This window comes from Delftia sp. DT-2 (genome assembly GCF_028401915.1).
Classification (GTDB): Bacteria; Pseudomonadota; Gammaproteobacteria; order Burkholderiales; family Burkholderiaceae_C; genus Comamonas; species Comamonas tsuruhatensis.
Genome location: NZ_JAQOTI010000008.1, coordinates 180,791 through 204,965, shown reverse-complemented (window position 1 = coordinate 204,965; position 24,175 = coordinate 180,791). Strand labels below are relative to the sequence as shown.

Annotated in this window: 21 protein-coding genes; 13 read left to right on the top strand and 8 right to left on the bottom strand. The window is 69.6% G+C overall.

Annotation, left to right across the window (positions count from 1 at the left end; translation table 11 throughout):
* Positions 1–9: 9 nt before the first annotated feature.
* Both PO605_RS16155 and PO605_RS16150 read right to left on the bottom strand, forming a co-directional pair.
* Positions 10–1,530 (bottom strand): class I adenylate-forming enzyme family protein, encoded by a 1,521-nt coding sequence (locus PO605_RS16155; RefSeq protein ID WP_047474455.1) that lies wholly within the window; start codon positions 1,528–1,530, stop codon positions 10–12.
* A 45-nt stretch (positions 1,531–1,575) separates the two neighbouring features.
* On the bottom strand, positions 1,576–3,270 hold the full coding sequence (locus tag PO605_RS16150; RefSeq protein ID WP_272206636.1) for an acyl-CoA dehydrogenase family protein: 1,695 nt from the start codon (positions 3,268–3,270) through the stop codon (positions 1,576–1,578).
* 45 nt (positions 3,271–3,315) lie between these two features.
* On the opposite strand from PO605_RS16150, the gene PO605_RS16145 reads away from it, so the two are divergent.
* Positions 3,316–3,969 carry a TetR/AcrR family transcriptional regulator gene (locus tag PO605_RS16145; RefSeq protein ID WP_047473208.1) on the top strand — a complete coding sequence of 218 codons (654 nt, stop codon included), beginning with the start codon at positions 3,316–3,318 and terminating at the stop codon, positions 3,967–3,969.
* 26 nt (positions 3,970–3,995) lie between these two features.
* On the opposite strand, the gene PO605_RS16140 is transcribed toward PO605_RS16145, so the two are convergent.
* On the bottom strand, positions 3,996–5,174 hold the full coding sequence (locus tag PO605_RS16140) for a sensor histidine kinase (RefSeq protein WP_016452240.1): 1,179 nt from the start codon (positions 5,172–5,174) through the stop codon (positions 3,996–3,998).
* Positions 5,159–5,884 carry a response regulator gene (locus PO605_RS16135; protein WP_016447358.1) on the bottom strand — a complete coding sequence of 242 codons (726 nt, stop codon included), beginning with the start codon at positions 5,882–5,884 and terminating at the stop codon, positions 5,159–5,161. Before PO605_RS16135 ends, PO605_RS16140 begins: the two co-directional genes overlap by 16 nt.
* A gap of 199 nt (positions 5,885–6,083) precedes the next feature.
* Between PO605_RS16135 and PO605_RS16130 the strand changes: the two genes are divergently transcribed.
* The 9 genes from PO605_RS16130 to PO605_RS16090 all read left to right on the top strand — a co-directional run bounded on the left by PO605_RS16130 (position 6,084) and on the right by PO605_RS16090 (position 14,471).
* Entirely contained in the window at positions 6,084–7,553 is a 1,470-nt protein-coding gene (locus tag PO605_RS16130; RefSeq protein ID WP_047473206.1) for an efflux transporter outer membrane subunit, read from the top strand.
* Positions 7,550–8,704: an ABC transporter permease gene (locus PO605_RS16125; RefSeq protein WP_047473204.1), complete on the top strand. Its 1,155-nt coding sequence runs from the start codon at positions 7,550–7,552 to the stop codon at positions 8,702–8,704. The genes PO605_RS16130 and PO605_RS16125 overlap by 4 nt, the downstream gene beginning before the upstream one ends.
* A gap of 15 nt (positions 8,705–8,719) precedes the next feature.
* The gene (locus tag PO605_RS16120) at positions 8,720–9,478 is read left to right on the top strand and encodes an ABC transporter ATP-binding protein (RefSeq protein ID WP_016447362.1); all 759 of its coding nucleotides are present in this window, start codon (positions 8,720–8,722) and stop codon (positions 9,476–9,478) included.
* Positions 9,475–10,419: an HlyD family secretion protein gene (locus PO605_RS16115; RefSeq protein ID WP_272206635.1), complete on the top strand. Its 945-nt coding sequence runs from the start codon at positions 9,475–9,477 to the stop codon at positions 10,417–10,419. The genes PO605_RS16120 and PO605_RS16115 overlap by 4 nt, the downstream gene beginning before the upstream one ends.
* A complete protein-coding gene (locus tag PO605_RS16110; RefSeq protein WP_016452236.1) occupies positions 10,412–11,116 on the top strand; it encodes an MtnX-like HAD-IB family phosphatase in 705 nt (234 codons plus the stop codon). Before PO605_RS16115 ends, PO605_RS16110 begins: the two co-directional genes overlap by 8 nt.
* 174 nt (positions 11,117–11,290) lie before the next feature.
* On the top strand, positions 11,291–12,232 hold the full coding sequence (locus tag PO605_RS16105) for an alpha/beta hydrolase (protein WP_016447365.1): 942 nt from the start codon (positions 11,291–11,293) through the stop codon (positions 12,230–12,232).
* A complete protein-coding gene (locus tag PO605_RS16100) occupies positions 12,222–12,590 on the top strand; it encodes an EamA family transporter (RefSeq protein WP_012202070.1) in 369 nt (122 codons plus the stop codon). Before PO605_RS16105 ends, PO605_RS16100 begins: the two co-directional genes overlap by 11 nt.
* Positions 12,591–12,754: 164 nt before the next feature.
* Complete coding sequence (locus tag PO605_RS16095; RefSeq protein ID WP_047217580.1) at positions 12,755–13,249, top strand: DMT family transporter; 495 nt, start codon at positions 12,755–12,757, stop codon at positions 13,247–13,249.
* Positions 13,242–14,471: a DegT/DnrJ/EryC1/StrS family aminotransferase gene (locus tag PO605_RS16090; RefSeq protein ID WP_272206634.1), complete on the top strand. Its 1,230-nt coding sequence runs from the start codon at positions 13,242–13,244 to the stop codon at positions 14,469–14,471. The genes PO605_RS16095 and PO605_RS16090 overlap by 8 nt, the downstream gene beginning before the upstream one ends.
* A gap of 36 nt (positions 14,472–14,507) precedes the next feature.
* Here PO605_RS16090 and PO605_RS16085 read toward each other — a convergent pair whose 3' ends face one another.
* Genes PO605_RS16085 through PO605_RS16075 form a run of 3 tightly spaced genes read right to left on the bottom strand, consistent with a single transcriptional unit; the run spans position 14,508 to position 17,849 of the window.
* A complete protein-coding gene (locus tag PO605_RS16085) occupies positions 14,508–15,413 on the bottom strand; it encodes an arginase family protein (RefSeq protein WP_016447368.1) in 906 nt (301 codons plus the stop codon).
* A complete protein-coding gene (locus PO605_RS16080; RefSeq protein WP_047473198.1) occupies positions 15,395–16,468 on the bottom strand; it encodes a GNAT family N-acetyltransferase in 1,074 nt (357 codons plus the stop codon). Before PO605_RS16080 ends, PO605_RS16085 begins: the two co-directional genes overlap by 19 nt.
* 7 nt (positions 16,469–16,475) lie before the next feature.
* On the bottom strand, positions 16,476–17,849 hold the full coding sequence (locus PO605_RS16075) for an aspartate aminotransferase family protein (RefSeq protein WP_272206633.1): 1,374 nt from the start codon (positions 17,847–17,849) through the stop codon (positions 16,476–16,478).
* Positions 17,850–18,129: 280 nt separating this feature from the next.
* On the opposite strand from PO605_RS16075, the gene PO605_RS16070 reads away from it, so the two are divergent.
* From PO605_RS16070 to PO605_RS16060, 3 genes are all read left to right on the top strand, one after another.
* On the top strand, positions 18,130–20,535 hold the full coding sequence (locus PO605_RS16070; protein WP_272206632.1) for a TonB-dependent hemoglobin/transferrin/lactoferrin family receptor: 2,406 nt from the start codon (positions 18,130–18,132) through the stop codon (positions 20,533–20,535).
* Positions 20,536–20,707: 172 nt separating this feature from the next.
* On the top strand, positions 20,708–21,196 hold the full coding sequence (locus PO605_RS16065; protein ID WP_012202078.1) for a hypothetical protein: 489 nt from the start codon (positions 20,708–20,710) through the stop codon (positions 21,194–21,196).
* Positions 21,197–21,202: 6 nt separating this feature from the next.
* A complete protein-coding gene (locus PO605_RS16060; RefSeq protein WP_047471901.1) occupies positions 21,203–22,012 on the top strand; it encodes a DUF4198 domain-containing protein in 810 nt (269 codons plus the stop codon).
* 100 nt (positions 22,013–22,112) lie between these two features.
* Here the strand turns inward: PO605_RS16060 and PO605_RS16055 are convergent, their stop codons facing one another.
* The gene (locus tag PO605_RS16055; RefSeq protein ID WP_017405658.1) at positions 22,113–24,044 is read right to left on the bottom strand and encodes a RecQ family ATP-dependent DNA helicase; all 1,932 of its coding nucleotides are present in this window, start codon (positions 24,042–24,044) and stop codon (positions 22,113–22,115) included.
* Between the last annotated feature and the right edge of the window lie 131 nt (positions 24,045–24,175).

The window sequence follows — 24,175 nt, the reverse complement described above, 5'->3', positions numbered from 1 at the left end:
GCCGGCGCCTCAGGGGGCGCTGCGCTCCTGACGCAGCAGGAATTTCTGCAGCTTGCCTGTGGGCGTGCGCGGCAGGCTGGCCGCAAAGACGAATTCACGCGGGATCTTGTAGCGTGCCAGCCTGTCGGCCAGGAATTGCTGCAGCGCCTCGGTACCGGGCGCGGTCTCGCCGCGCAGCACCACATGGGCGATGACGGTCTCGCCCCATTCGGGGTGGGGCCGGCCCACGACGGCGACGTCGGCGACCTGGGGATGGGCCGAGATCGCATCCTCCACCTCCTTGGAATAAACGTTCTCGCCCCCTGTGATGACCATGTCCTTGGTCCGGTCCACGATGAAGAGATAGCCCGCGTCGTCCAGGCGCGCAAGATCGCCCGTGCGGTACCAGCCGCCCGGTGCGAAGGCGGCAGCCGTGGCCTGGGCGTCGTGCAGATAGCCGTCCATCACGCTGCCGGTGCGCAGCCAGATCTCGCCGGTGTCGCCGGGGCCGGCATCCTCGCCGTCGTCGCGCACCACGCGCATGTCCACGCCGGGCAGGGCCACGCGGCCGATGGAGCCTGCGCGCTCCACCTGCTCCTCGGGGTATAGCGTGGTGCCCGTGGGCCCGGTCTCGGTCATGCCGTAGACCTGGTAGAAGCGGTCGCTGCGGTAGGCCGTGGCCAGCTTGCGCGCCATGTCGGCGCCTATGGGGCCGCCGCCGTAGACCCAGGCGCGCACGCTGCTCAGGTCGTAGCGGGCAAAGTCGGGCAGCATCTGCAGCGGCGCGAAGTAGGAGACCGGCGCGCCGAAGTACAGCGTCACGCCCTCGTCCTGCACGGCCTGCAGGAAATGCTGCGGGTGGTACTCGCGCAGCAGCACCACGGTGCCGCCCATGTACAGCGTGCCGCCAAACCAGTTGTTGAGCGGCGAGGAATGCCAGATGGGCATGGCCATCAGCGTGCGTTCCTCGCGCGTGATGGACAGGCCCAGCGCGGCCGTGATCGCCGCCAGCGTGACGGCGCGGTGGCTCAGCAGGCAGCCCTTGGGCCGGCCCGTGGTGCCGGAGGTGTAGAGCACCTGGGCGATGTCGCCATCGGCGGGCCGCGCGCCTTCCATGGGCCTGGCGGCCACCACCAGCGTGTCCCAGTCCTGGACACCCGGGACGGCCTCTTGCGCCTCGGTCACAAGTCGGGCGCAGGGGTGCTGCGCGGCGGCGACCACGGGCGCGAGTGCGGCGTCAAACACCAGGGCCTTGCACTGCGCGTGGCCGAGGATGTACTGCAGCTCGGGCGCCTGCAGCTTGTGGTTGACGGGCACCAGCGCGGCGCCCAGGCGCCAGGCGCCGAACAGGGCTTCGACAAACCCCGGCGTGTTCAGGCACATCAGGGCCACGGTGTCGCCCCGGCCCACGCCCTGGGCCTGGAGGACGGCGGCAGCGCGCTGCGAGCGCCGCTGCATGTCGGCATAGCTGATGGAGGCGCCGCGGTCGCGCAGAAAGGCCTTGGCGGGCGTCTTGCGCACGGCGCTGTCGAAGGCGTCGAGCAGGTTCATGTCTTGTCTCCTTGTGCTTTGTTGTGTGGTGGGCCGGTGGCCGCTTCAGGCGGGCAGCGCGCGCTGCAGGATGGCGGCGATGTCCAGGCCTGCCGGGTCGAAGGCGCCCGCCACCATGGCGCCCTGCTGCGCCCCCAGGCGCGTGGCGATGAAGCCGTCGGCCATGGCGGGCGGCGCATGGCGGCGCAGCAGGCAGGCCTGGGCCAGCAGCACCAGGTCCTGCACCAGGCGGCGTGCCTGGGCCTCGAGCTGGTCAGGCGGGCCGGACAGGCGCCGTGCCAGCGACTGCGCCTGCTGCAGCAACGCGGGCTCGCCCGCTGCCGTGTCGATCAGGTCCTGCAGCAGCAGCTGTGCGCCGTCGGGCTCGCGCGAGATGGCGCGCAGCACGTCCAGGCACATGACGTTGCCCGAGCCTTCCCAGATCGAGTTCACGGGCGCCTCGCGGAACAGGCGCGCCATCACGCCCGTGTCCACATAGCCGTTGCCCCCCAGCACCTCCATGGCCTCGCCCGTCAGCTCCACGCCGCGCTTGCAGACCCAGAACTTGGCCGCCGGCGTCATGATGCGTTTCCAGGCGCGCTCCAGCGGATCACCCTCGTCGCCTCCACGCTCGTAGGCCTGGGCCAGGCGCATGGCGATCTGCAGCGCGGCCTCGCTCTCCAGCGCCAGATCGGCCAGCACGCTGCGCATCAGCGGCTGCTCGGCCAGCCGCTTGCCGAAGACGCTGCGCCGGCGCGCATAGGCCAGGGCCTGCACCGTGGCCGAGCGCAGGATGGCGGCGCTGCCCAGCACGCAGTTCAGGCGGGTGTAGGTGGCCATCTCGATGATGGTGGGAATGCCCCGGCCTTCCTCGCCCATCAGGATGCCCCAGGCGTCCTCGAACTCCACCTCGCTGCTGGAGTTGCTGCGGTTGCCGACCTTGTCCTTCAGGCGCTGCACGCGCACCGCATTCTTTGTGCCGTCGGGGCGCCAGCGCGGTACGTAGAAGCAGGCCTGCCCACCGCCTTCCCCCATGCGCGCCACCACCAGGTGGGCATCGCACATGGGGGCCGAGAAGAACCACTTGTGGCCGCGCAGCAGGTACTCGCCGCCGCGCCCGCCGGCGTGCACCGGCATGGCCACCGTGGTGTTGGCGCGCACGTCGGAGCCGCCCTGCTTCTCGGTCATGCCCATGCCCAGCCACATCGATGCCTTGTCGGCGACGGGCAGGTCGCGCGGATCGTATTTGTGGCTGAACAGCTTGCCCTGCAGCTGCTGCCACAGCGCCGGTTCCTTTTGCAGCAGCGGGATGGCGGCCGTGGTCATGGTGGCCGGGCACAGCGTGCCCTGTTCGACCTGGCCGTGCAGGTAAAAACCTGCGGCCCAGGCGCTCCAGCGGCCCGCGCTGCTGTCCTCGAAGGGCAGGGAGATCAGCCCTTGCTGCCGGTATAGTCCCAGCAGCGTGTGCCAGCTCGGGTGGAACTCCACGGCGTCGATGATGCGGCCGCGTGCGTCGAAGCGGTGCAGCTCGGGCGTGTGGCGGTTGGCCTGCTCGGCCAGCTCCCAGGTGGCGCGCTCGCCCAACTGCTGCGCATAGCGCGACAACGAAGGGATGTGGCGCGCAGCGCCGCTGCGCTGAAGGGCCTCGGCCAGGGCGGGGTCGGCCTCCAGCAGGTTGAAGTCGGTGAGTTCGTCGACCTGGTTCAGGACGTCGTGCGTGTTCCAGGTGTGCCGTGTCTGCAAAGTCTGGCCGGTGCTCATGCGTGTCTCCGTGATCGTGGGTCTCAACGCAAAAGTCTAGGAAAAATGCCCAGCAAAGGTGTTCGGGTTTCAAGGCAGCAGCCGCAGCCGCCCAAAGTGCGGCGCCGCCCCCTGCAATCGCGCGCGCAGGCCACCTCGCAGGCGCTGCAGGACGCCTTTGTTCGGCTTGTGATCGAGCAGGGCTACGAGCGCACCACGGTGCGCGAGGTGGCGGCCGTGGCCGGCGTGGGCCTGGGCACCTTCTACGAATACTTCGGCAACATGGACACGCTGGCGGCCATGTGCATCCACCGCCAGGTGCAGGCCCTGCATGCCCAGGGACTGCAGGCGCTGCAGGGATGCGCCGACATGGCGCCGGCCACGCGCGTGGACCGGCTGCTGGACACCTTGGTGGACGGCATTGCGCGCGAGGCGCCGATGTGGGCTGCGCTGTTCATGCTCGAGCGCAAGGTGTCCGCGCCCGAGCCCTTCCGGCGCCACTACCAGGCCTATGTGCAGCTGTGGGCCATGGCGCTGCAGGACTGCGATCCGCCGCTGCCCGAGCCGGCCCAGCCCCTTGCGCGGCTGCTGCACACGATGACCTATGGCTGGGTGTCGCAGTCGCTGCTGGCGCTGGGGCCGCAGCAGACGCCGCAGCAACTGCGCGAGCCGCTGGGCTGGGCCATTCATGCGCTGCTGCGCAAGGCGCAGGCTGCGTAGTCCCTCAGGGCCCAGGGGCCCGAGACTCAGATGCGCGGAAAGCGCAGCGTGAAGCGGGCGCCGCCCCGCTCGGAATCGTCGGCCTCCACGCTGCCGCCCTGGGACAGGGTCAGCGCCTTGACGATGGACAGGCCCAGGCCAGAACCCTCGCGGCGGCGCTTGCCGGGCACCTGGGCAAAGCGCTGGAAGGGGTGGGCGCGCAGCTCGCTGGGCAGGCCGGGGCCTGCATCGCTGATGCGCAGCACGGTCCAGGCGCGGCCTTCGATATCGGACTCCACCGTGAGCGCCACGCCCAGCCAGGCGCCGCTGGCCGCATGGCGCATGGCGTTGCTGACCAGGTTGGAGAGGATCTGGCGCATGCGGTCGGCATCGGCGCGGATGTCGGTCATGCCTTCGTCGGTGGGGCCGGGCAGGGACAGGTCCAGCTGCATGCCGTGCTGCTGCAGCTGGGGGTGGAGCTGGTCCAGCGTCTCGGCCACCAGCAGGGTCAGGTCCATGCGCTGCTTTTGCAGCGAGAGCTGGCCTGCATCGGCCATGGACAGCGTGTGCAGGTCGTCCACCAGCCGGCCCAGGTGCTCGACCTGGGACAGCAGGGTGTTCAATTCGGTGTCGTCCGCCGCGATGACGCCATCGCAGATGGCATGCAGTCGCGCCTGCAGCACCGTCAGCGGCGTGCGCAGCTCATGCGAGATCGAGGCCGCCGTGGCGCGGCGCTCGGTCTCCAGCGTCTCCAGCGAATCGATCATGCGGTTGAAGGCCACCACCATCTCGGCCATCTCGCCGTGGGCCTTGCCGGGCAGGGCGCGCGCGCTGAAGTCGCCCAGCTCCACGCGCTTGGCCACCTCGACCATGGACGCCAGGGGCCGCGTCACCAGGCGAGACACCCAAAAGCCCACGGCCAGTCCGAAGGGCAGGCACACCAGCAGGCCGATGACCAGCGACCATTTCTCGCCGAACAGCAGATCGCCCGTCCAGTACTGGCCATAGATCTGCATGGCGCGCGGGCTGTCCTCCAGCGACTGGGCGTTGAGTTCGTCCAGCTCGATCTGCACGGCCGGCGGCAGGCTGTTGTAGAAGTCGCGGTACTGGATCTCGGAGAACACCAGCACGCCGATGGCCAGCAGGGCGATGGTGCTGAGCACGGTGGCCGTGATCCACAGGCCGAAGCGCACCCAGATGCGGTTGGGCCTCAGTCCCAGGGCCATAGCCGGTAGCCGATGCCACGCACGGTTTCGATCAGGCCTTCCTGGCCGGCCAGCTGCAGCTTGCGGCGCAGCTTGGACAGGTGCGAGTCGATGACACGCTCCAGCGCATCGCTCTCGGGCAGGCAGTGCTCGATCAGGTGGGAGCGCGAGAAGCAGCGCCGGGGCTGGGCCGCCAGGCAGGCCAGCAGGCGGAACTCGGTCAGCGTCAGGGGCAGCGGCAGGGCGCGGCCCTCGTTGTCGTAGACCACGGCGCTGTGCGCCTCGGTATCGATCTCGATGGGGCCCACGCGGATGGGCGCGGGTGCCGGGTTCTTGCGCGCCTGGGTGCGTCGCAGCACGGCGCGCACGCGGGCCACGACCTCGGGCGGATTGAAGGGCTTGACCACGTAGTCGTCGGCGCCCAGGCGCAGGGCCAGCAGCTTGTCCACATCGTCGGCCAGGGCCGTGACCATGATCACGGGCGTCTGGCTGTCATCGCGGATGGCGCGCAGCACGTCGATGCCATCCATGCCGGGCAGGTGGATGTCCAGCAGCACCAGGTCGGGCCGCAGCTGGCGGAACAGCTGCAGCGCCTCCTGCCCGTCCGAGGCCATGCGCGAACGCAGCCCGTCCCGCTCGAGATAGGCCGTCAGGATGCTGGCGATGGCGGGCTCGTCTTCGACGACGAGCACGAGGGGGGTGGTTGCCGTTGGCTGTGCTGTGGAGTTCATTGCGCAAAAGCGGCCTGGCGTGGCCTCGGGGGCCCATTATGGGCCGAGGCTGCACGGGCCGTATGTCTCCATATTCCCTCCATAAAGCCTGCAACCTCGCGCAAGCTTGGCCGCGTCCAATGGCTATCCGGGGACATGGTTCCCTGGCCTCGTTTTCCCGGTCCTCCCCCTCGATCATCCCCTCCCGCCTGTCCATCCCGTGAACCACGCCGCCGCGACGCAACGCCTCTCCAGCCTGTGCCTGGGCGCCGCCCTGGCGCTGGCCGGCTGCTCATCGCCGCCCCCGGCACAGCTCGACGGCTCGGTGCCTGCGCAGTGGACACAGCCCCTGCCCGCCGCCGCGCCGGGTGCACCTGGCTCGGCCGCCGCACCCGACCTGCAGGGCTGGTGGAAGGCCTGGGGCGATGAATCCCTCAACACCCTGGTCGAGGAGGCGCTGGCCGCCAACCTCGATCTGTCCCAGGCCCAGTCGCGCCTGCGCCAGCAGCGGCTGCTGGCGGGCACGGCCGGCGCTGCCTTCCGGCCCGTGTTCACGGCCGGTGCGCGCACGCTGCAGGACATCGCAGCCATCGACTCGTATTTCCACGCCAGCATCGACGTGAGCTGGGACCTGGGCCTGTTCGGCGCCCGCGAGGCCGGCGAGCGCAATGCCGCAGCTGCCGTGCTCGATGCACGGGGCCGCCTGCAGGCAGCGCGCGTGGCCCTGGTGGCCGACGTGGTGCACCGCTACCTGGACATCCGCATGGCCCAGCGCCAGCTGGCCCTGATCGACGAGCAGGCGCAGCTGGATGCGCGTGCCCTGCAACTGGCCCAGGTGCGCCAGCAGCAGCGCCTGGGCACGGCCGAGGCCGTGCGCCAGCTGCAGCTGCAGGCCGGCCAGAGCGCTGCCCTGCGTGCGGGCCTGCGTGAAACCCAGGCCCGCAGCGCCCACATGCTGGCCGCACTGCTGGGCCGCACACGGCCCGATGCGCAATGGCTGCAGGCCGATGCGACAGCGCCGCTGCCCGGCCCGCAGGCGCTGGGCGTGGCGGTCCTTCCGGCCGACCTGCTGCGCACGCGCCCCGACATCCAGGTGGCGCAGGCCGGCGTGGAACGCGCCGCAGCCGAGCAGGGCATTGCGCAAGCGGCGCTGTACCCGCGCTTCGTGATCGGCGGCTCGCTGCTGTATTCGTTCAACATCACCCAGAACCTGCGCACGACGCAGGACAACGCGCCCACCTTCGGGCCGCAGATCGACATTCCCCTGTTCGACTGGGGCCGCCGCCGCTCGCAGGCCGATGCCAGCGAGCTGGCGCTGCAGGCTGCCATCCAGGGCTACCGCCAGAGCGTGCTGGACGGCGTGGCCGAGGTCGAATCCGCCCTGGCCGCCATCGGTGCCCAGCGCCAGCGCATCGCCGCGCTGCAGGACTCGCAGCAGGTGCTGGCCGAGCGCGAACGCGTGCAGCACCAGCGCCAGAAGCTGGGCCTGGACAGCGAGTTCGGTGGTCTGGCGTACCGGCGCGCCGCATTGCAGGCGCGCAGCGAGCAGACCACCGCCCTGGCCGCCCATGCCCTGGCCTATGTGGCGCTGTACAAGGCCCTGGGCGGCGCGCCGCTGCCTGCCGAGGACAGGCCGGAGGACGATTCCGGCAACGGCCCTGCGCCCGTGGCTCGGGGGGCATCCTCATGATCGCGCTGGCGCGCAAGACGCTGGTGCACGAGTGGCGCCGGTTCATTCCCTCCGTCTTCGCGGTGGGCTTCTCCGGCGTGCTGCTGGCCATGCAGGCCGCGCTGGTGCTGGGCATCTTCGGATCGGCCGCGCTGTATGTGACGGCGTCCTCGGCCGATCTGTGGATCGGCTACCCGGGCACGCAGAGCGTGAATTTCGGCCGCACCATCGGCCGCGACGTGGACATGCGCCTGCGCATGGACCCGGACATCACTGCCGTCGAGCCCTACGTCTGGGTCGATGGCGACTGGCGCTCCAGCACGCCGGCTGGCGGCGCGGCCAGCGAACACGGCGGCGGCGTGTCGGTCTACCTGTCCGGCATTGCCACCGATGATGCCTCCATGCTGTTTTCCCGCGTGCTCCAGCCCTGGCAGCGGCAGCGCCTGCGCGAACCCGGCGCCGTGATCGTGGACCGGGCCGACCTGCAGACGCTGGGCGCCAGCGAGGGCGGCGTGGCCTGGGTCAACAACCACCGCGTGCAGGTGGTGGCCGCCGTGGACGGCCTGCGCGGCCTGGGCGGCGTGAACGTGCTGGCCTCGCTGGCCACGGCGCGCGAGATTGGCGGTGACCCGGGCCAGGGCAGCACCTACTTCGTGGCGCGCGTGCGCCCCGGCGCCTCGGCCAAGGCCGTCCAGCAGCGCCTGAACCAGTCCACGCCCAGCTTCGGCCCCTACGAGGCATGGACAGCCAAGGAATTCGCGCGGCGCTCGCAGCGCTACTGGATGTTCGACACGGGCGCCGGCGCGGGCGTGCTGTTCATGGCCGTCATCGTCTGCCTGGTGGGCTCGGTGGTCACCAGCCAGTCGCTCAAGGCCGTGGTGGCTGCCTCGTCGCGCGAGTACGCCGTGCTCAACGCGCTGGGCGTGAGCCGCGCGGCCCTGGGCCGCGTGGTGGTGGAGCAGGCCTGCTGGATCGGCGGCCTGGGCTTCGTGATGGCCGCGCTGGCCAGCGCCGTGCTGCTGGCCGTGGCCACGGCCTACCGCGTGCCCGTGGCGCTGAACGCATCGGCCGTGCTGGCCTGTGCCGTGCTGGTGGCCGTGCTGTCCCTGCTGTCGGGCCTGGGCGCCATGCGCAGCCTGCTGCGCGCCGACCCGGCCACGCTGCTGCGCTGAAGACTTCCAGACACCATGAACGTGATGAATGCCTCTTCCCCCGCGCCCACGGCGGTGCCTCGCACGGCGCCCAGCCTGGAGGCCGTGCGGCTGTGCAAGTCCTTCCTGTCGGGCATGGTCAGCGTGCAGGTGCTGCAGGGCCTGTCGGTATCGCTGTACGCGGGCGAACTGAGCCTGATCTCTGGCCCATCGGGCTGCGGCAAGAGCACCCTGCTGTCGCTGATGTCGGGCCTGCAGGCGCCGGACAGCGGCTACGCCATGGCGCTGGGCGAGGACCTGGGCAAGCTGGGCACGCGGGCGCTGGAGAAGTTTCGCCTGCGCCACACGGGCTTCGTCTTCCAGGGCTTCAACCTGTTCCCGGCACTGACGGCCATCGAGCAGGTGCAGTTGCCCCTGGGCTACATGGGCCTGCGCAGCGACGAGGCCCTGCGCCGCGCGCAGCAGGCGCTGGACGAGGTCGGCCTGTCCCACCGCGCCCACATGCGCCCGGCCGAACTGTCGGGCGGCGAAAAGCAGCGCGTGGCCATTGCGCGCGCCATGGCCAAGGCGCCGCAGCTGCTGTTCGCCGACGAACCCACGAGTGCGCTGGATGCCGAAAGCGGCCAGCGCGTCATCGACATCCTGCACCGCGCGGCGCGCAACCATGGCACGACCGTGCTGTGCGTGAGCCATGACCCGCGCCTGGTGCGCCATGCCGACCGCGTGCTCGGCATGGAGGACGGCGCCATCCGCAGCGACTGGCGCCAGACCTCCCCGTTGAAGGAAAAACAATGAAGCACCCCCTGAGCGGCCTTGCCGCTTCCACTGCCGGACTGGCTGCGGCGCTGGCCGCCGCCGCGCTGCTGGCGGGCTGCGGTCCTTCGCACGATGCGCCCGCCAATGCGGGCCAGGCCAGCTCCAGGGCGCAGCAAAGCGGCCCGGCGGCCGTGGCCGTGGCGCGCGGCAAGATCGAGGTGGAAGGCGGGCTGCTGGACCTGTCGCCCGCCGTGGCCGGCGTGGTGCAGCAGCTGTCCGTCAAGGAAGGCCAGTCCGTGCAGCGCGGCCAGTTGCTGCTGAGGCTGGCCGACGAGACGGGCCAGGCCGACCTGGCCGTGGCCGAGTCCGAGGCCCAGCTGGCCAAGGCCCGCCAGAAGGCACGCGCCGCGCGCCTGCCCCAGCTCAAGCAGACCCTGGCGCGCTGGCAGGCCGCGGCCCGCGAAGGCGCCGCCGATGCGCAGAACGTGGACGAGGCCGCGCAGGCGCTGCGCGATGCCCAGGCCGAGATCGACGTGGCCGCGGCCGAGGCCCAGGTGGCGCAGCGCAAGCTCGAACAATTGCGCGCCCAGCACAAGCGCCAGGAACTGCGCGCGCCCGAGGCCGGCACCGTGGTGCGCCTGGCCACCCACGCGGGCAGCCAGGCCGTGCCCGGCACGCCGGCCGTGGTGCTGCTGCCGCAGCGCCCGCTGCAGGTGCGCGCCGAAATCAACGAAAGCTTCGCCGCCGCCGTGCGCGAAGGCATGCGGGCCACGGTGACGCTGGATGCCGATGGCTTCGCACAGCAGCAGCTGCCTTCGGCACGCGTGCTGCGCATCAGCCCCGTCTATGGCACGGCGCGGCTGCAGGACGACCAGCAGCGCGGGCCGGTGCGTGTCATCGAATGTGTGCTGGTCTTCGAGCAAGCTCCCGCCGCCGCCGTGCGCGTGGGCCAAAACGTAAGGGTGCAGTTCCATGAATAAGCGCATTCCCCTGTATCTGGACACCGCCGCGCCCGGCTGGATGGTGCAAAGCGATTTCGACGGCACGATCAGCCTGCTGGACGTGACCGACACCCTGCTCAACCGCTTCGGCAAGCCCGGCTGGCAGGAGCTGGAAGACGCCTGGGAGCGCGGCGAGATCGGCTCGCGCGAATGCATGAAGGGCCAGGTCGCGCTGCTGGACATGGACGAGGCCGAGCTGCGCGCCCACCTGGACACCATCGAGATCGATCCCGGCTTTGCCGGCTTCGTGGCGGCCGCCCAGGCCCACGGCATGGTGGTGCAGGTGGTCAGCGACGGCATCGACTACGCCATACGCCATGTGCTGGAGCGCCATGGCCTGGGCCATCTGCAGGTCATCGCCAACCGTCTGGTGCCGACCGGCGAGCGCAGCTGGCGCCTGGACTCGCCCTGGGCCAGCGCGCAGTGCGCGCGCGCCAGCGGCAACTGCAAGTGCGAGCGCCTGGCCGAGCAGCAGGCCCAGCATGGCCGCGTGCTCTATGTGGGCGACAGCACCTCGGACTTCTGCGTCTCGGGCCGCGCCGACTTCGTGCTGGCCAAGTACAAGCTGATCGCCCACTGCGAAAGCCGGGGCATCGCCCATGCGCCCTTCGAGCATTTCGAGCAGGCCACGGCCTTGCTCGACAAGGTCGTCCTGGGCCTGGAGGCGCTGGCATGACATACCACCCCCTGAGTCGCTTCGCTCCTTCCCGTTGCACGGCGCCCCCCAAGGGGGACGACACCTTCGGTGCGGGGCGGCGCGGCCGGCCCAGGCCCTTCCTTGGTGCCTCTGGCTTCGGGGCACGCCATTTTCATGGACAGAGGGCGACGCGCAGCGTCATGGAAAATTGACATGAATTTGAGTGATGGGCTCTCCCTGGTTCAGCGCAGCGAGCCTGCCACGGGGCTGGACAGCGTCTGCGTGACCGAGCATGAATTCGTCATGCCCGGCACGGGCGCTGCCGCGCGCACCGGCGTGCTGCTGGTGCACGGGCTCACGGGCACGCCGGCCGAGATGCGCCTGCTGGCCAAGGGGCTGAACAAGCAGGGCTTCACCGTCTATGCGGTCCAGCTGGCCGGCCATTGCGGCAGCATGGAAGATCTCGTGGACACGCGCTGGACCGACTGGCTGGCCAGCGTGGAAGGCGGCCTGCAGCGGCTGTCGCAGCATGTGGACCATGTGGTGGTCGGCGGCCTGTCCATGGGCGCCGTGCTCTCGCTGGCCGTGGCCCAGCGTCATCCCGACAAGGTGGACGGCGTCTGCGCCCTGTCCACCACCTTCCGCTACGACGGCTGGAGCATCCCCTTCTACACGCGCCTGGCCTTTTTGCTGCCGCTGTTCCGCGCGCTGGGCATTGGCCGCCGCAGCGTGTTCATGGAGCAGCCGCCCTACGGCATCAAGGACGAGGCGCTGCGCGCACGCGTGGTCGAGCAGATGCACTCGGGCGACAGCGCGGCGGCCGGCCTGCCGGGCAATCCCTGGTGGTCCATCATCGAGCTGCGCCGCCTCTCGGCCCATGTGCTGGCGCGCCTGCCCCAGCTGCGCTCGCCCTGCCTGGTCATCCATGCGCGCAACGACGACATCTCGTCGGTGGCCAACGCCCACGACATCGTGCACGGCGCCAGCCAGGCCCATGTCGAGCTGGTGCTGCTGGACAACAGCTACCACATGGTCACCATCGACCGCGACCGCCGCACCGTGATCGCGCGCACCACCGAGTTCGTGGCGCGCATCGCCAGCGGCGCCGCCCCCCGCGAAGGCCGGGCTGTGGAGGCTGCACCGCATGGGCAGTGATCTCTCGCCGCTGGTCATCACGCTGTGGGTGCTGAACGTGCTGGTGGACAGCGGCGGCCAGCTGGCCTTCAAGGCCGCTGCCAGCCAGCCCGGTGACCTCGACGGCCTGGCGCGCTGGCGCTTCATGGCCTCCAGGCCCTGGCTGTGGCTGGGCGTGGGCTGCTATGTGGCCGAGTTCGTGCTGTGGCTGGCCTTTCTCTCGCTGGTGCCGCTGTCCGAGGGCGTGCTGCTGGGCTCCATCAACATCGTGGCCATCATGATCGCGGGCCGGCTGCTGTTTGCCGAGAAGCTGGCACCCATGCGGGTGGCAGGCATCGTTCTGGTGTCCATAGGCGTCGCCATCGTGGGCCTGCATTGAGATGAAACAGCACCCCCTGAGTCGCTTCGCGCCTTCCCCCTCTCTCGCTTCGCGGGAGGGGGACGACACCCTCGGTGCGGGGCGGCCCTTCCTCGGTGTCCCTGGCTTTGGGGCTCGCCAGTTTCATACGATGCGGGCGGCGCGCAGCCCCGTGAATAACTGAGATGAAACGTTTCTATTTCATTGGCTTTCTGGTGCTCATGGCCTTCGACACGCTGGCCCAGCTGAGCTTCAAGCAGGCCGGCAATGCGGCGCTGCCGCTGGAGTTCTCCACGGCCTGGCTGGCGCGCGTGTTCGGCCAGCCCTGGATCTATGGCGCCTTCGTGGGCTACATCGGCGCCTTTTTCTCGTGGATGACCTTGCTCAAGCGCGCGCCCATCGGCCCGGCCTTTGCGGCATCGCATCTGGAGATTCTTTCCGTGCTGGCGCTGTCGTACTGGCTGTTCGACGAGCGCATAGGCATGCCCCAGATCATCGGCTGCCTGTTCATCGTGGCCGGCATCGCCTGCCTGGCCGTCAGCGAGACGCAGGAGGCCGAGGGGCCCGGCGCAGACGACGACACGCCGGGCCATGCGGGCGGCAACCCGGGCGCGGGTTCGGCCAGCGCGGGTGCCGCGCATCTGGCGGCCTCGGCCGAGCACGGCACGCGCCATGGCTGAACGCGTGCTGCCGCCCACGGCAGGCCTGCCGCTGCGCGCGGCCGACCTGCTGCCCTGGGGCGATGCAGACCTGGCGACGGCGCTGGCGCAGTGGCTGGGCGTGCCCGCCGTGCAGCTTGAATGCTCTGGCACCTCGGCGCTGATGGTGGCGCTGCAGACCCTGCGCCGCCTGGCGCCGGGCCGTAGCGAAGTCATCGCCCCCGCCTATACCTGCCCGCTGGTGGCCCTGGCCGTGGCGCACTGCGGCCTGCAGCTGCGCCTGTGCGACCTGCGCCCCGACACGCTGGACATGAGCCGCCACCATCTGCGCGCCCTGTGCAGCGAACGCACCCTGGCCGTGCTGCCCACGCATCTGTGCGGCCGCGTGGCCGACGTGGACACGGCCCTGGACTGCGCGCGCGCCGTGGGTGCCTGGGTGGTGGAGGACGCGGCCCAGGCCCTGGGCGCGCGCCTGCGCGGCGAGCCCGTGGGCTGGCAGGGCGATGTGGGCTTCTACAGCCTGGCCGTGGGCAAGGGCCTGACCACCTTCGAGGGCGGCGTGCTGCTGGCGCGCGACCCCGCGCTGCGCGAGGCACTGCGCGAGACACATGCAGCCAGCGTGCGCCAGGACCGGGGCTGGGAGTTGCGCCGCAGCCTGGAGCTGCTGGGCTATGCGGCGCTGTACCGCCCCGCCGGGCTGGACCTGGCCTATGGCCGCCCCTTGCGCGATGCGCTGTCGCGCAGCGACTGGGTGCAGGCCGCCGGCGATGATTTCGACGACGCCATTGCCCGCCATGAACTGGGCGCCTGGCGCCGCCGCGTGGGCCGGCGCGCGCTGGCGCGGCTGGCGGATTTCCAGCAGCAACTGCAGCGCCAGGCGCGTGAGCGCGGCGCCTGGCTGTCGGCCATCGATGGCATCGAGGTGGTGGGCGACACCGTGCCGGGTGCGCAAGGCGTCTGGCCCGTGCTGCTGCTGCGCCTGCGCGATGCCGCCACGCGCGATGCGCTGCTGCGCGCGCAATGGGGGCGGGGCTGGGGTTTGTCGCTGCCCTTCGTCCATGTGCTGCCCGACTATGGACGCTACGACCATGTGCTGGGCCTGGCGCGCCAGGACGTGGTGGACCAGGGGCGCGACTGGGCACGGCGCCTGGTGGCCGTGGGCAACAGCCTGTGGTTCGACGACGCGCGCTTTGGCGATCTGGTCCAGGTGCTGGAAAGCGCCACGAAGCAGGCCGCCGCCTGACCTCGCAGCCCCGGTCGCCGCAGCTCCGGTGGGGCCTCAGCCGGCCTGCTGCAGACGCTCCACTAGGCGCTCGTTGAACGCATGCTGGCCCAGTTGCCAGGTGGCCAGCGTCTGCGCGCCGATCTGCGTGTCCTGGCCGTCACCCGCGCTCATCCAGCGCTTCCACCAGGTCGCGTAGCGCCAGGAAGACACATCGCCCGTGATGTCGCTGCCCACGATCTGGCCGGACAGCGCGCCAATGATGTCCATGGCTTCGCTCTCCAGCATGCGGCCCTGGTCCCAGTTGGTGCGCACCACCTCGGGCGCGAACACGTCCTTGTCGATGCTCAGGTAGGTGGGCTGGGCCTGCTCGCGCAGCATGCGCGCCAGCGTGCGCGACAGCTCGGCTACGCTGGCAAAGCTGCGAAAGGCCGAGTCCACGCCCAGGCGGCGCGCCCAGCCCGTGTCCACGCCCGCGCTCCAGTAGCTCAGGCGGCCCGCGCGCAGCGGCGTGAGGTAGTTCTCCCAGGCGTGTGCGCGGCCGATGTCGCCGGAAGTGATGCCGGCCACGTGCACATGCGAGACGGCCGGATGCAGGGCCACGCGGCGCACCCAGGAGCCGCAGTGCACGCCCCAGGGAAAGCGCATGTTGTCGGGGTGGTTGTCCAGCACGACCACGCGCAGCGGCCGGCCTGAGGACAGGGCCCGCGCCGCGATGCAGCGCTCGATCAGCGGCCAGCTCAGATGGTGGAAGTCGCCGCTGCCCATGAGGGCCGTGCCATGCGCGGCGGGCAGCTGTGCATCGAGCGCCGCGCGGAACCGCGCGAAGCGCCGCAGGCCGCAGCCGAAGCGCACCTGCTCCTGCCAGTGCTGCAGCGGCAGGCGCAGCTCGCCGGGCAAGGACCCCACCGAGCCATCCACATCCAGCACGACCGGCTGGGCATTCAGTTCTGTTCGCTCCATTGGCGATCGCTTTCGAAGTGGCCGGCAAAGCGCCGGCCCAGTGCGCGCAGCAGCGGGTTGCGGATGAAGACCGCATGCTGCGTGAAGGTGAAGCTGGCGCCCAGCTGGGCCTTGACCTCGGGATCGGTCCAGCCGGCCACGTAGTGGCTCAGGCCGCGTTCGATGGCGTATTCGAGGTTGACCATCCAGCTCACGAAGTAGAGGTTGGCCTCGCGTGCGGCCGGGTAGGACAGGCCGATGTACTTGTCGATCAGCTTGCCGCCGTGCTCGAAGCACAGGTTCCAGCCCAGCAGCACGCCGGGCGCGCCGTCGTCCTGCAGCGCGCGGTACTCGAAGACGAGGCCGCCGTTGCCTGCATCGCGCAGCACGGCCGCGAAGAAATCGCGCGTGAGCCTGTCGAAGTGGATCTCGCTTTGCGCATACACCGCATCGAACAGCGCGTAGTAGGCATCGACGCAGGCGTCATCGGCAAAGGCCGCGCCCGTGGGAATGCGCTGCACCTGCAGCTGCGCGCGGCTTTTGAGCTTGCGGCGCAGGTTCTGGCGGCGGCTCCTGGACAGGCGCGCAAGGTACTCGTCCAGGCTGGAGAAGTCGATGGGCACATGGGCCAGGGCCTGGCCTTCGACCAGGATGAAGCCCGCATCGGCCAGGGCCTGCGCCAGCGCCCGTGCATGGGCGTTGTCGGCGTCCGGCAGCAGCGGGGAATCCTGGGGCAGGTCCTTGACGATGGTCAGCATGCGCCGGCCTGCGCGCGCACGCAGCGCGGCAGCCTGCTGGGCGGCAGGGATGCCCATGGGCAGCACGGCGTACTCGCTGACCGTGGTGCCCACGAAGTCGGTGGACAGGCGCAGCCGGCGCGACAGCCAGCCGCCACCGGGCAACGACAAAAGACGCGCCTTGAGCGCGTCGTCCGCCGTGGTCAGAAGATCGAAGGGCGCCGTGAAGGCCGGCGCCGGCCAGTCCTGCAGCAGTGCGAAGCCCTCGGGAGGATGGGCCGCGAACTGCGCGAGCAGGCCTGGGGGTTCGAGCTGGTTGTGCAGGCGCTCTGCGGGCATCGCGCCTTCAGGCCGCCTTGGCTTTCGTGAGCAACTGGTCCAGCAGGACCATGGCCTCGTCGATCTCGGGGCGCGAGATCATCAGCGAGGGCGCGAAGGTGATCACGTTCTTGTAGTAGCCGCCCACGTCCAGCACCAGACCGCGCTTGCTGCCCTTGTATTCCAGGCCGCCTTCGAGGCCGATGTCCACCATCTTGTCCAGCAGCGCCTTGTTGGGCGTGAAGCCGTCCTCGGTACAGATCTCGGCGCGCAGCGCCAGGCCCAGGCCGTCCACATCGCCGATTTCCTTGTGGCGCTTTTGCAGCTCCTTGAGGCCTTCGAGGAAGTAGGCGCCCGATTCGCGCACCTGGCGGCCGAAGTCCATCTCGTGGGTCATCTTCATGACTTCCAGGCCCAGGGCCGTGCCCAGCGGGTTGGAGGCGAAGGTGGAGTGCGTCGATCCCGGCGGGAAGATGGTGGGGTTGATCAGTTCCTCGCGCGCCCACAGGCCCGACAGGGCGTTGAGGCCGTTGGTCAGCGCCTTGGCGAAGACCAGCACGTCGGGCTTGACGCCGAAGTTCTCCACCGACCACAGCGTGCCGGTGCGCCAAAAGCCCATCTGGATTTCATCGACCACCATCAGCACGCCGTGGTCGTCCAGCACCTTCTTGAGGCCCTTGAAGAAATTGGGCGGCGGCACGACGTAGCCGCCCGTGCCCTGGATGGGCTCCACGTAGAAGGCTGCGTACTCGCACTGGTTGGTCTTGGGGTCCCAGATGGCGTGGTATTCGTTCTCGAACTTGCGCGCGAATTCCCGGACGATGGAGTCCGCGTATTCCTCCGACGTCATGCCCTTGGGGCGGCGGAACGGGTAGGGGAAGGGGATGAACTGCGCGCGGTCGCCGAAGTGGCCGTAGCGGCGGCGGTAGCGGTAGCTGGAGGTGATGCTGGAGGCGCCCAGCGTGCGGCCGTGGTAGCCGCCCTCGAAGGCGAACATCAGGCTCTTGCCACCGCTGGCATTGCGCACGACCTTGAGCGAGTCCTCGATGGCCTGGGCGCCGCCCACGTTGAAGTGCACGCGGCCGGCATGGCCCCACTTGCGCTCCGCATCCTGGGCGATGAACTTGGCCAGCTCGATCTTGGTGGGGTGCAGGTACTGGCTGGCGACCTGGGGCAGGGTCTGCAGCTGCTCGATCATCTTCTGCTCGAGGCGCTTGTTCTTGTAGCCGAAGTTCACGGCCGAATACCACATCTGCAGATCGAGGTAGTGCGTGCCGGCCTCGTCGTACATGTAGCTGCCTTCGCAGCCCGAAAAGATCTTGGGGGGATTGACGTAGTGGACGGTATCCCCGAACGAGCAGTACTTGGCTTCGTCGGCCAGGAGTTGGGCGTTATTGGTCACAGCAAAGGGCTCCAGATATTCAGCCGCCGCAGTGTGAGCGGGCAATCTTGCTGCGCTGTCGAGTCTTTGTGTGGGGTTTGTGGAGGAGGTCCGCGCGGGACCGTGATCTGCCCCTGTGACGTAAATGATACAAAACAAATGATAATCATTATCAATTGGTGGGAGAATCGCGGAAAGCCAGCAGGAAGAAATCACACCCGGGGGGAATCAATGGTCTCGCAAGAGCACTCCGCGAAGAGGTCGGCAGCTAGCCAGCAACCCTCGTTCCCCGATTCCTGCCATGGCTCCATCTTCACGCTCCTGCGCCCCTGTCTCCCTTTTCTGGAATCCCTGCGCTGCGCCGGCCTTGCGGCCCAGCCTGCTGGCCGTGGCCGTGCAGGCCGCCGTGATCGGCCTGGCCTCGCCCGGCGCCTGGGCCCAGCCCCGGCCTCAGGCCCTGGACGATGAGGCCCGGCTGATGGCGCAGGCCCCCACCAAGGCACTGGCCCAGGTCGACGTGGTCGACACGGCCGAGCCCGCGCAGCGAACCCCGGGCGCCTCCACCACCGTCAGCGGCCCGGCGCTGGAGCAGGCCGGCAGCATGGCCGATGTGGTGCGCTACCAGCCCCTGGTCTCCGCGCCGGGCACGGCCTCGGGCACCAGCCGCAACCGCAGCAGCTTCGACCGCTCGGGCACCACGGGCTACAACATCCGCGGCATCGAGGGCAACCGCATCGGCATGGATGTGGACGGCGTCGAGATGCCCGACGCCACCACGCGCCCCTACGTGAGCCGTGTCGGCGCCAACACCTTCGGCGTGGGCCGTGACTTCATCGACCCCGAGATGTTCTCGGCCGTGGACATCCTCTCCGGCACCACCACGGCGCGGCGCGCGGCCGGTGGCATCGGCGGCTCGGTGGGCTTTCGCACCAAGTCCGCCGAGGACTACCTGGTGGGCGGCAAAACCTCCTACCTGGGCGGCAAGATCGGCCATGACACGGCCGACCGCTCCTGGAACGAGAGCTTCACGGCCGCTGGCCGCTCGGGCGACCTCGACGGCCTGATCGCCTACTCGCGCCGCGACGGCCACGAGACGCGCAACCACAGCGCCATCGTCAACAGCTATCCCGACGACTGGAACTCCAACGCCCTGCTGCTCAAGGGCGGCCTGCGCATCAACCCGGCCCACCGCCTGGTGCTGTCGGCCGACCTGTATCGCCGCAAGAACGACACCTCCTTCCATGGCTGGGACACCACCAACACCAGCATCACCGAAAGCTCGCGCCAGAACAGCGACACCAGCCGCAACACGCTGCAGCTGCAGCACCTGTGGACCCCGGCCGGCGCCTGGGTGGACCAGCTGGACACGCGGCTGTTCTTCCAGAACACGGACACCAACGACGTCACCGACACCACCACGCTGGCCACGGGCGCCAAGGTGCACAACGTCTCGGGCAACGAGACGCGCACCTGGGGTTTCTCGAGCACGGGCGACAAGCGCATCGACCGCCACCGCCTGAGCTTTGGCGTCAATGCCTCGACCCAGGACACGGAGCGCCCCTGGGCCGTGTCCGGCAGCATGAAGCCCCAGCCCGACACCACCACCCGCCGCTACGGCGCCTTCCTGCAGGACGAGATCAGCTTCCAGGCCGGTGGCCGCCGCCTGGCGCTGATTCCCGCGTTGCGCGTGGACCGCGTGGAGATCAAGACGCGCGACCTGGACAACTTCGTCTCGGGCGTGCTCACGGCCGCCGACGTGGAAAAGATTTACGGCGGCACGCGCGGCAACACCATCCTCAGCCCCAGCCTCGCCCTGGTCTATGACCTCACGCCCACGTTCAGCGCCTATGCCCAGTTCAAGCGCAGCGGGCGAGAGCCCTCGGCCGGCGAGATCTTCGGCTCGTGGAACATGGCCAGCAACTACAACGCGGCAGGCCAGTACGCCCTGGTCGGCAACCCCAACCTGAAGGAGGAAAGCAGCAATGCCTTCGACTTCGGCCTCAAGGGTTCGCCCACGCCGGGCGTGACCTTCAACAGCTCGGTCTTCTATACCAGGTACTCCGACTTCATCGCCTACACGCGCTACCTGCGCGCGGGCCGTCCCGACCTGTTCGTCAACGTGCCCGCCCACATCGGCACCATCTACCAGGCCGAGAACCGCGACAGCGCAAAGATCTACGGCTTCGAGGCCAGCGCGCGCCTGGACCACGGCCAGTGGATGCCCGCCGCCAGGGGCCTGTACTCCACCTGGGCGCTGGGCATCAGCCGCGGCACCTCCAGGTCCTACTACGCAGGCGACAAGGATGTGCCGCTGGACAGCGTGCTGCCGCGCAAGGCCATCGTCGGCGTGGGCTATGACGCACCCGCCCGGCAATGGGGCCTGAACCTGACCGGCACCTTCGTCGCGGGCAAGCAGGCCGTGGCCACCAACCGCGACAGCTACCAGAACGCGGGCACCGGCCTGACCGACTCGACCACCGAGCTGTTCCGCGTGCCCGGCTATGCCATCTTCGACCTGGCCGGCTACTGGCAGGTCGCAAAGAACGTGCGCCTGAACGCCGGCATCTACAACCTGGGCGACAAGCGCTACTGGGACTATTCCAGCACCCGCAGCCTGCAGCCCGGCGTGGCGCGCGACCGCCGCGACATCGAGCTGCTGAGCAACCCGGGCCGCACCTTCGCCGTGTCCATGAACGTTGCGTTCTGAGCACCCTGCGCACCATGCCATTGCACCCACGCCACCTTCACTTGCCGCGTGGCGCGGATCCGAGGAGTTTCTCCAGGGGCCGGCCGGCCTTCCCTACAGCGGCGGTGTCGGCCGGAACGCCTCCACCACCATCGCAGCCGCCGCTGTATCTGCCTACTTCAGGAGTCGTTTCATGATCGAGTTCTCTCTGTCCCACCGCATGCTGGCCGCTGCCGGCCTGGCGGCCCTGCTCACCGCCTGCGCATCGCCCACGGCACCGTCCGCCAGCGGCCCGGCCCAGCCGGCGGGCGGGCATGGCCAGTCTGCCTTCATGGGCAGCTACGACGCCAACCGTGATGGCGTGGTCACGCGCCAGGAGTACGACACCGTGCGCAAGCAGCGCTTCCTGGCCGGCGACACCAATGGCGACGGCTGGCTCAGCGAGAAGGAGTACGTGGACGAGTTCGAGGCCCGCCTCAAGCAGCAGTACGCGGGCCGCCAGCCCGACGAGCGCTATGCCCAGTCCATGAAGCAGGCCCATGTGCGCTTCGGCATCGTGGACAGGAACCGCGACGGCAAATACACCGTGGAAGAAGACATGGCCATCGCCGAACGCAGCTTCAAGGAAGCCGACGTCAACGCCGATGGCGTCGTGGACAAGAACGACGTCAAGAAGCCCTGAGCGGACATGGCTGGAACCCTATCCAAGCGATTGGCCTGGCGGCTGCCGCTGCTGTCGGCCGTGTGCATCTCCGCCCAGGCCCATACGCCCTACCTGCTGCCCACCAGCTTCGAGGCTTCGCCCCGGGCCGTCATCAGCGTGGACGCCAGCTTCGCCGACAAGTTCTTCATCCCCGAAGTGGCTTTTGGCGAAACGCGCTTCACCGTGACGGCGCCCGACGGCTCGGTCACGCCCGTGGCCGATGTGCGCCAGTTCAAGACCCGCACCGTGGCCGAGCACCAGCTGCCCGACGAGAAGGGCACCTACCGCGTGAGCACCGGCCCGCGCCTGGGCGCCGTCTTCCGTTCGTGGGAGCGCAACGGCAAGGTCGAGACCGCGCGTGATCCCGCCACGCCCACGCCGGCCGATGCCAGGCTGCTGAGCCACTACCAGTCGCTGTCGGTCTCCGAGACCTACATCACGGTGGGCAAGCCCAGCCGGGCTGCGCTCGCGCCCTCAGGCAAGGGCCTGGAGATCGTGCCCGTAACGCATCCGGCCGACCTGTTCGCGGGCGAGAAGTTCGACTTCACCGTGCAATACGACGGCAGGCCGCTGGCCGCGCAGAAGGTGGAAATCTTCCGCTCGGCCATGGACCTGGCCAGCCAGCACAGCGTGGATGCACTGACCACCGATGGCCAGGGCCGCATCTCCTACGCCCTGCCCAAGTCAGGCATCTACCTGGCCCTGGTGCGCTACCGCGCCGACGCCCCCGCCGGCGCCGCCGCGCCGCAGTACGGCAACAACTACACGCTGACCTTCAGGGTGCTGGCGCAGTAAGGGGTTCCGGTTTCACGAAAAAGGCCTGACGCCATGGAGGTGCAGGCCTTTTCTCATGGTGAAGCCCTGCCCCATGCGATGTGCATGAGGGCTATGCGCCTCAGCCCGTGGCCACCACCCGCAGCACCTCGGCGCCATAGGCGTCGAGCTTCTTGGCGCCCATGCCGCTGATGCCCTGCAGGTCGTCCAGCGAGGCCGGGTTGCGCTCGGCAATGGCGGCCAGCGTGGCGTCGTGGAAGATCACATAGGCCGGCAGGTTGTGCTCGCGCGCGACCTCGGCGCGCCAGGCCTTGAGGTTGATGAAGCGCACCTGGGCATCAGGCCCCAGGCTGGCGGCGGCCGCGTTGGGCTGGGTGGCGCGCTTGGAGGTGCGCGTGCGCGGCGCTGCAACGGCCTCGCGCAGCTGTACCTGGACGTTGCCGCGCAGCACTTCGCGCGAGCCTTCGGCCAGGCACAGGGTGTCGAAGCTGTGGCCGCTGTTCTCGCTGGTGATCTTGTGCAGGCCCAGGGCGCCGGTGGCCAGCAGCTGGCGCATCACGCCGCGCAGCTGGGGCTCGCTGTAGTCCTTGCCCAGGCCGAAGGTGGAGATCTTCTCGTGCCCGTACTGGCGCACCTTCTCGGTGTCCTTGCCGCGCAGCACGTCCATGATGTGGCCCGCGCCAAAGGTCAGCTGGCTGGCCTCGTGCACGCGGTAGATGGTGGACAGCAGCTTGCGCGCGGCGTCCGTTCCATCCCACAGGGCCGGGGGCTCCAGGCAGTTGTCGCAGTTGCCGCAGGCGGTCTTTGCCACGCGCTGCAGCGGCCGGCCTTCAATGTCCGTCTCTGCGTCTTCTCCCGGTGCGCCCAGGCCGTACTGCTCGCCGAAGTAGGCCAGCAGCCGCACGCGGCGGCAGTCCGTGGCCTCGGCCAGGCCCAGCAGGGCATCGAGCTTGCCGCGCATGACCTGCTTGAAGGTGTCCTCGGCCGGGCTTTCGTCGATCATGCGGCGCTGGTTGACCACGTCGGACAGGCCGTAGGCCATCCAGGCATCGGCGGGCAGCCCGTCGCGGCCTGCGCGGCCGGTTTCCTGGTAGTAGCCCTCGATGTTCTTGGGCATGTCCACGTGGGCCACGAAGCGCACATCGGGCTTGTTGATGCCCATGCCGAAGGCGATGGTGGCCACGATGACGATGCCGTCCTCGCGCAGGAAGCGGTCCTGGTGCAGCTGGCGCGTCTCGAAGGGCAGGCCCGCGTGGTAGGGCAGGGCGGGCACGCCGGCCTGGCTCAGCGTCTGGGCCAGCTCCTCCACGCGCTTGCGCGACTGGCAATAGACCACGCCGGCCTCGCCCTCGTGCTCGCGCTCGATGAAGCGCAGCAGCTGGTTGCTGACGTCCTTCTTCTCGGCGATGCGGTAGCGGATGTTGGGGCGGTCGAAGCTGCTGACGAAGTGCCGTGCGCTCTCCAGCTGCAGCCGCTCGACGATGTCGGCGCGCGTCAGCGCGTCGGCCGTGGCCGTGAGCGCGATGCGCGGCACGCCCGCATAGCGTTCGTGCAGCACGCTCAGCGCGCGGTACTCGGGCCGGAAGTCATGGCCCCACTGGCTCACGCAGTGCGCCTCGTCGATGGCGAACAGCGACAGCTTGCCCTGGGCATGCAGGTCGTCGAGCAGGCCCAGGAAGCGGGGCGTGTTCAGGCGCTCGGGCGCGGCATACAGCAGGGTGATGTCGCCGCTTTGCAGGCGCCATTCGACTTCCTGCGTCTCGTCATAGGACAGCGTGGAGTTCAGGTAGGCGGCGCTGACACCGGCCTCGTGCAGCGCGCCCACCTGGTCGTGCATGAGCGCGATCAGCGGCGACACCACCACCGCCACGCCGTGGCCCTGCTGCTGGCGCACGATGGCCGGCACCTGGTAGCACAGGCTCTTGCCGCCGCCCGTGGGCATGAGCACCAGCGCATCGCCGCCGGCGACCACGTGCGAGACGATGGCCTCCTGCGGACCGCGGAATTGTTCGTAGCCGAACACGGCTTGCAGGACGGAATGCGCGGCGGACAACGGAGGCTTCTTTCGGCAGGGGCGGCTGGCGCGGGAGGGGGCGGGATGCGGGCGCTTCCCGCAACAAATGCGCTGCGGCCCGAAGGCCGCAACAGCCGCCATTTTGCGCCCCCTCGCAAGGTCCAGGGAAG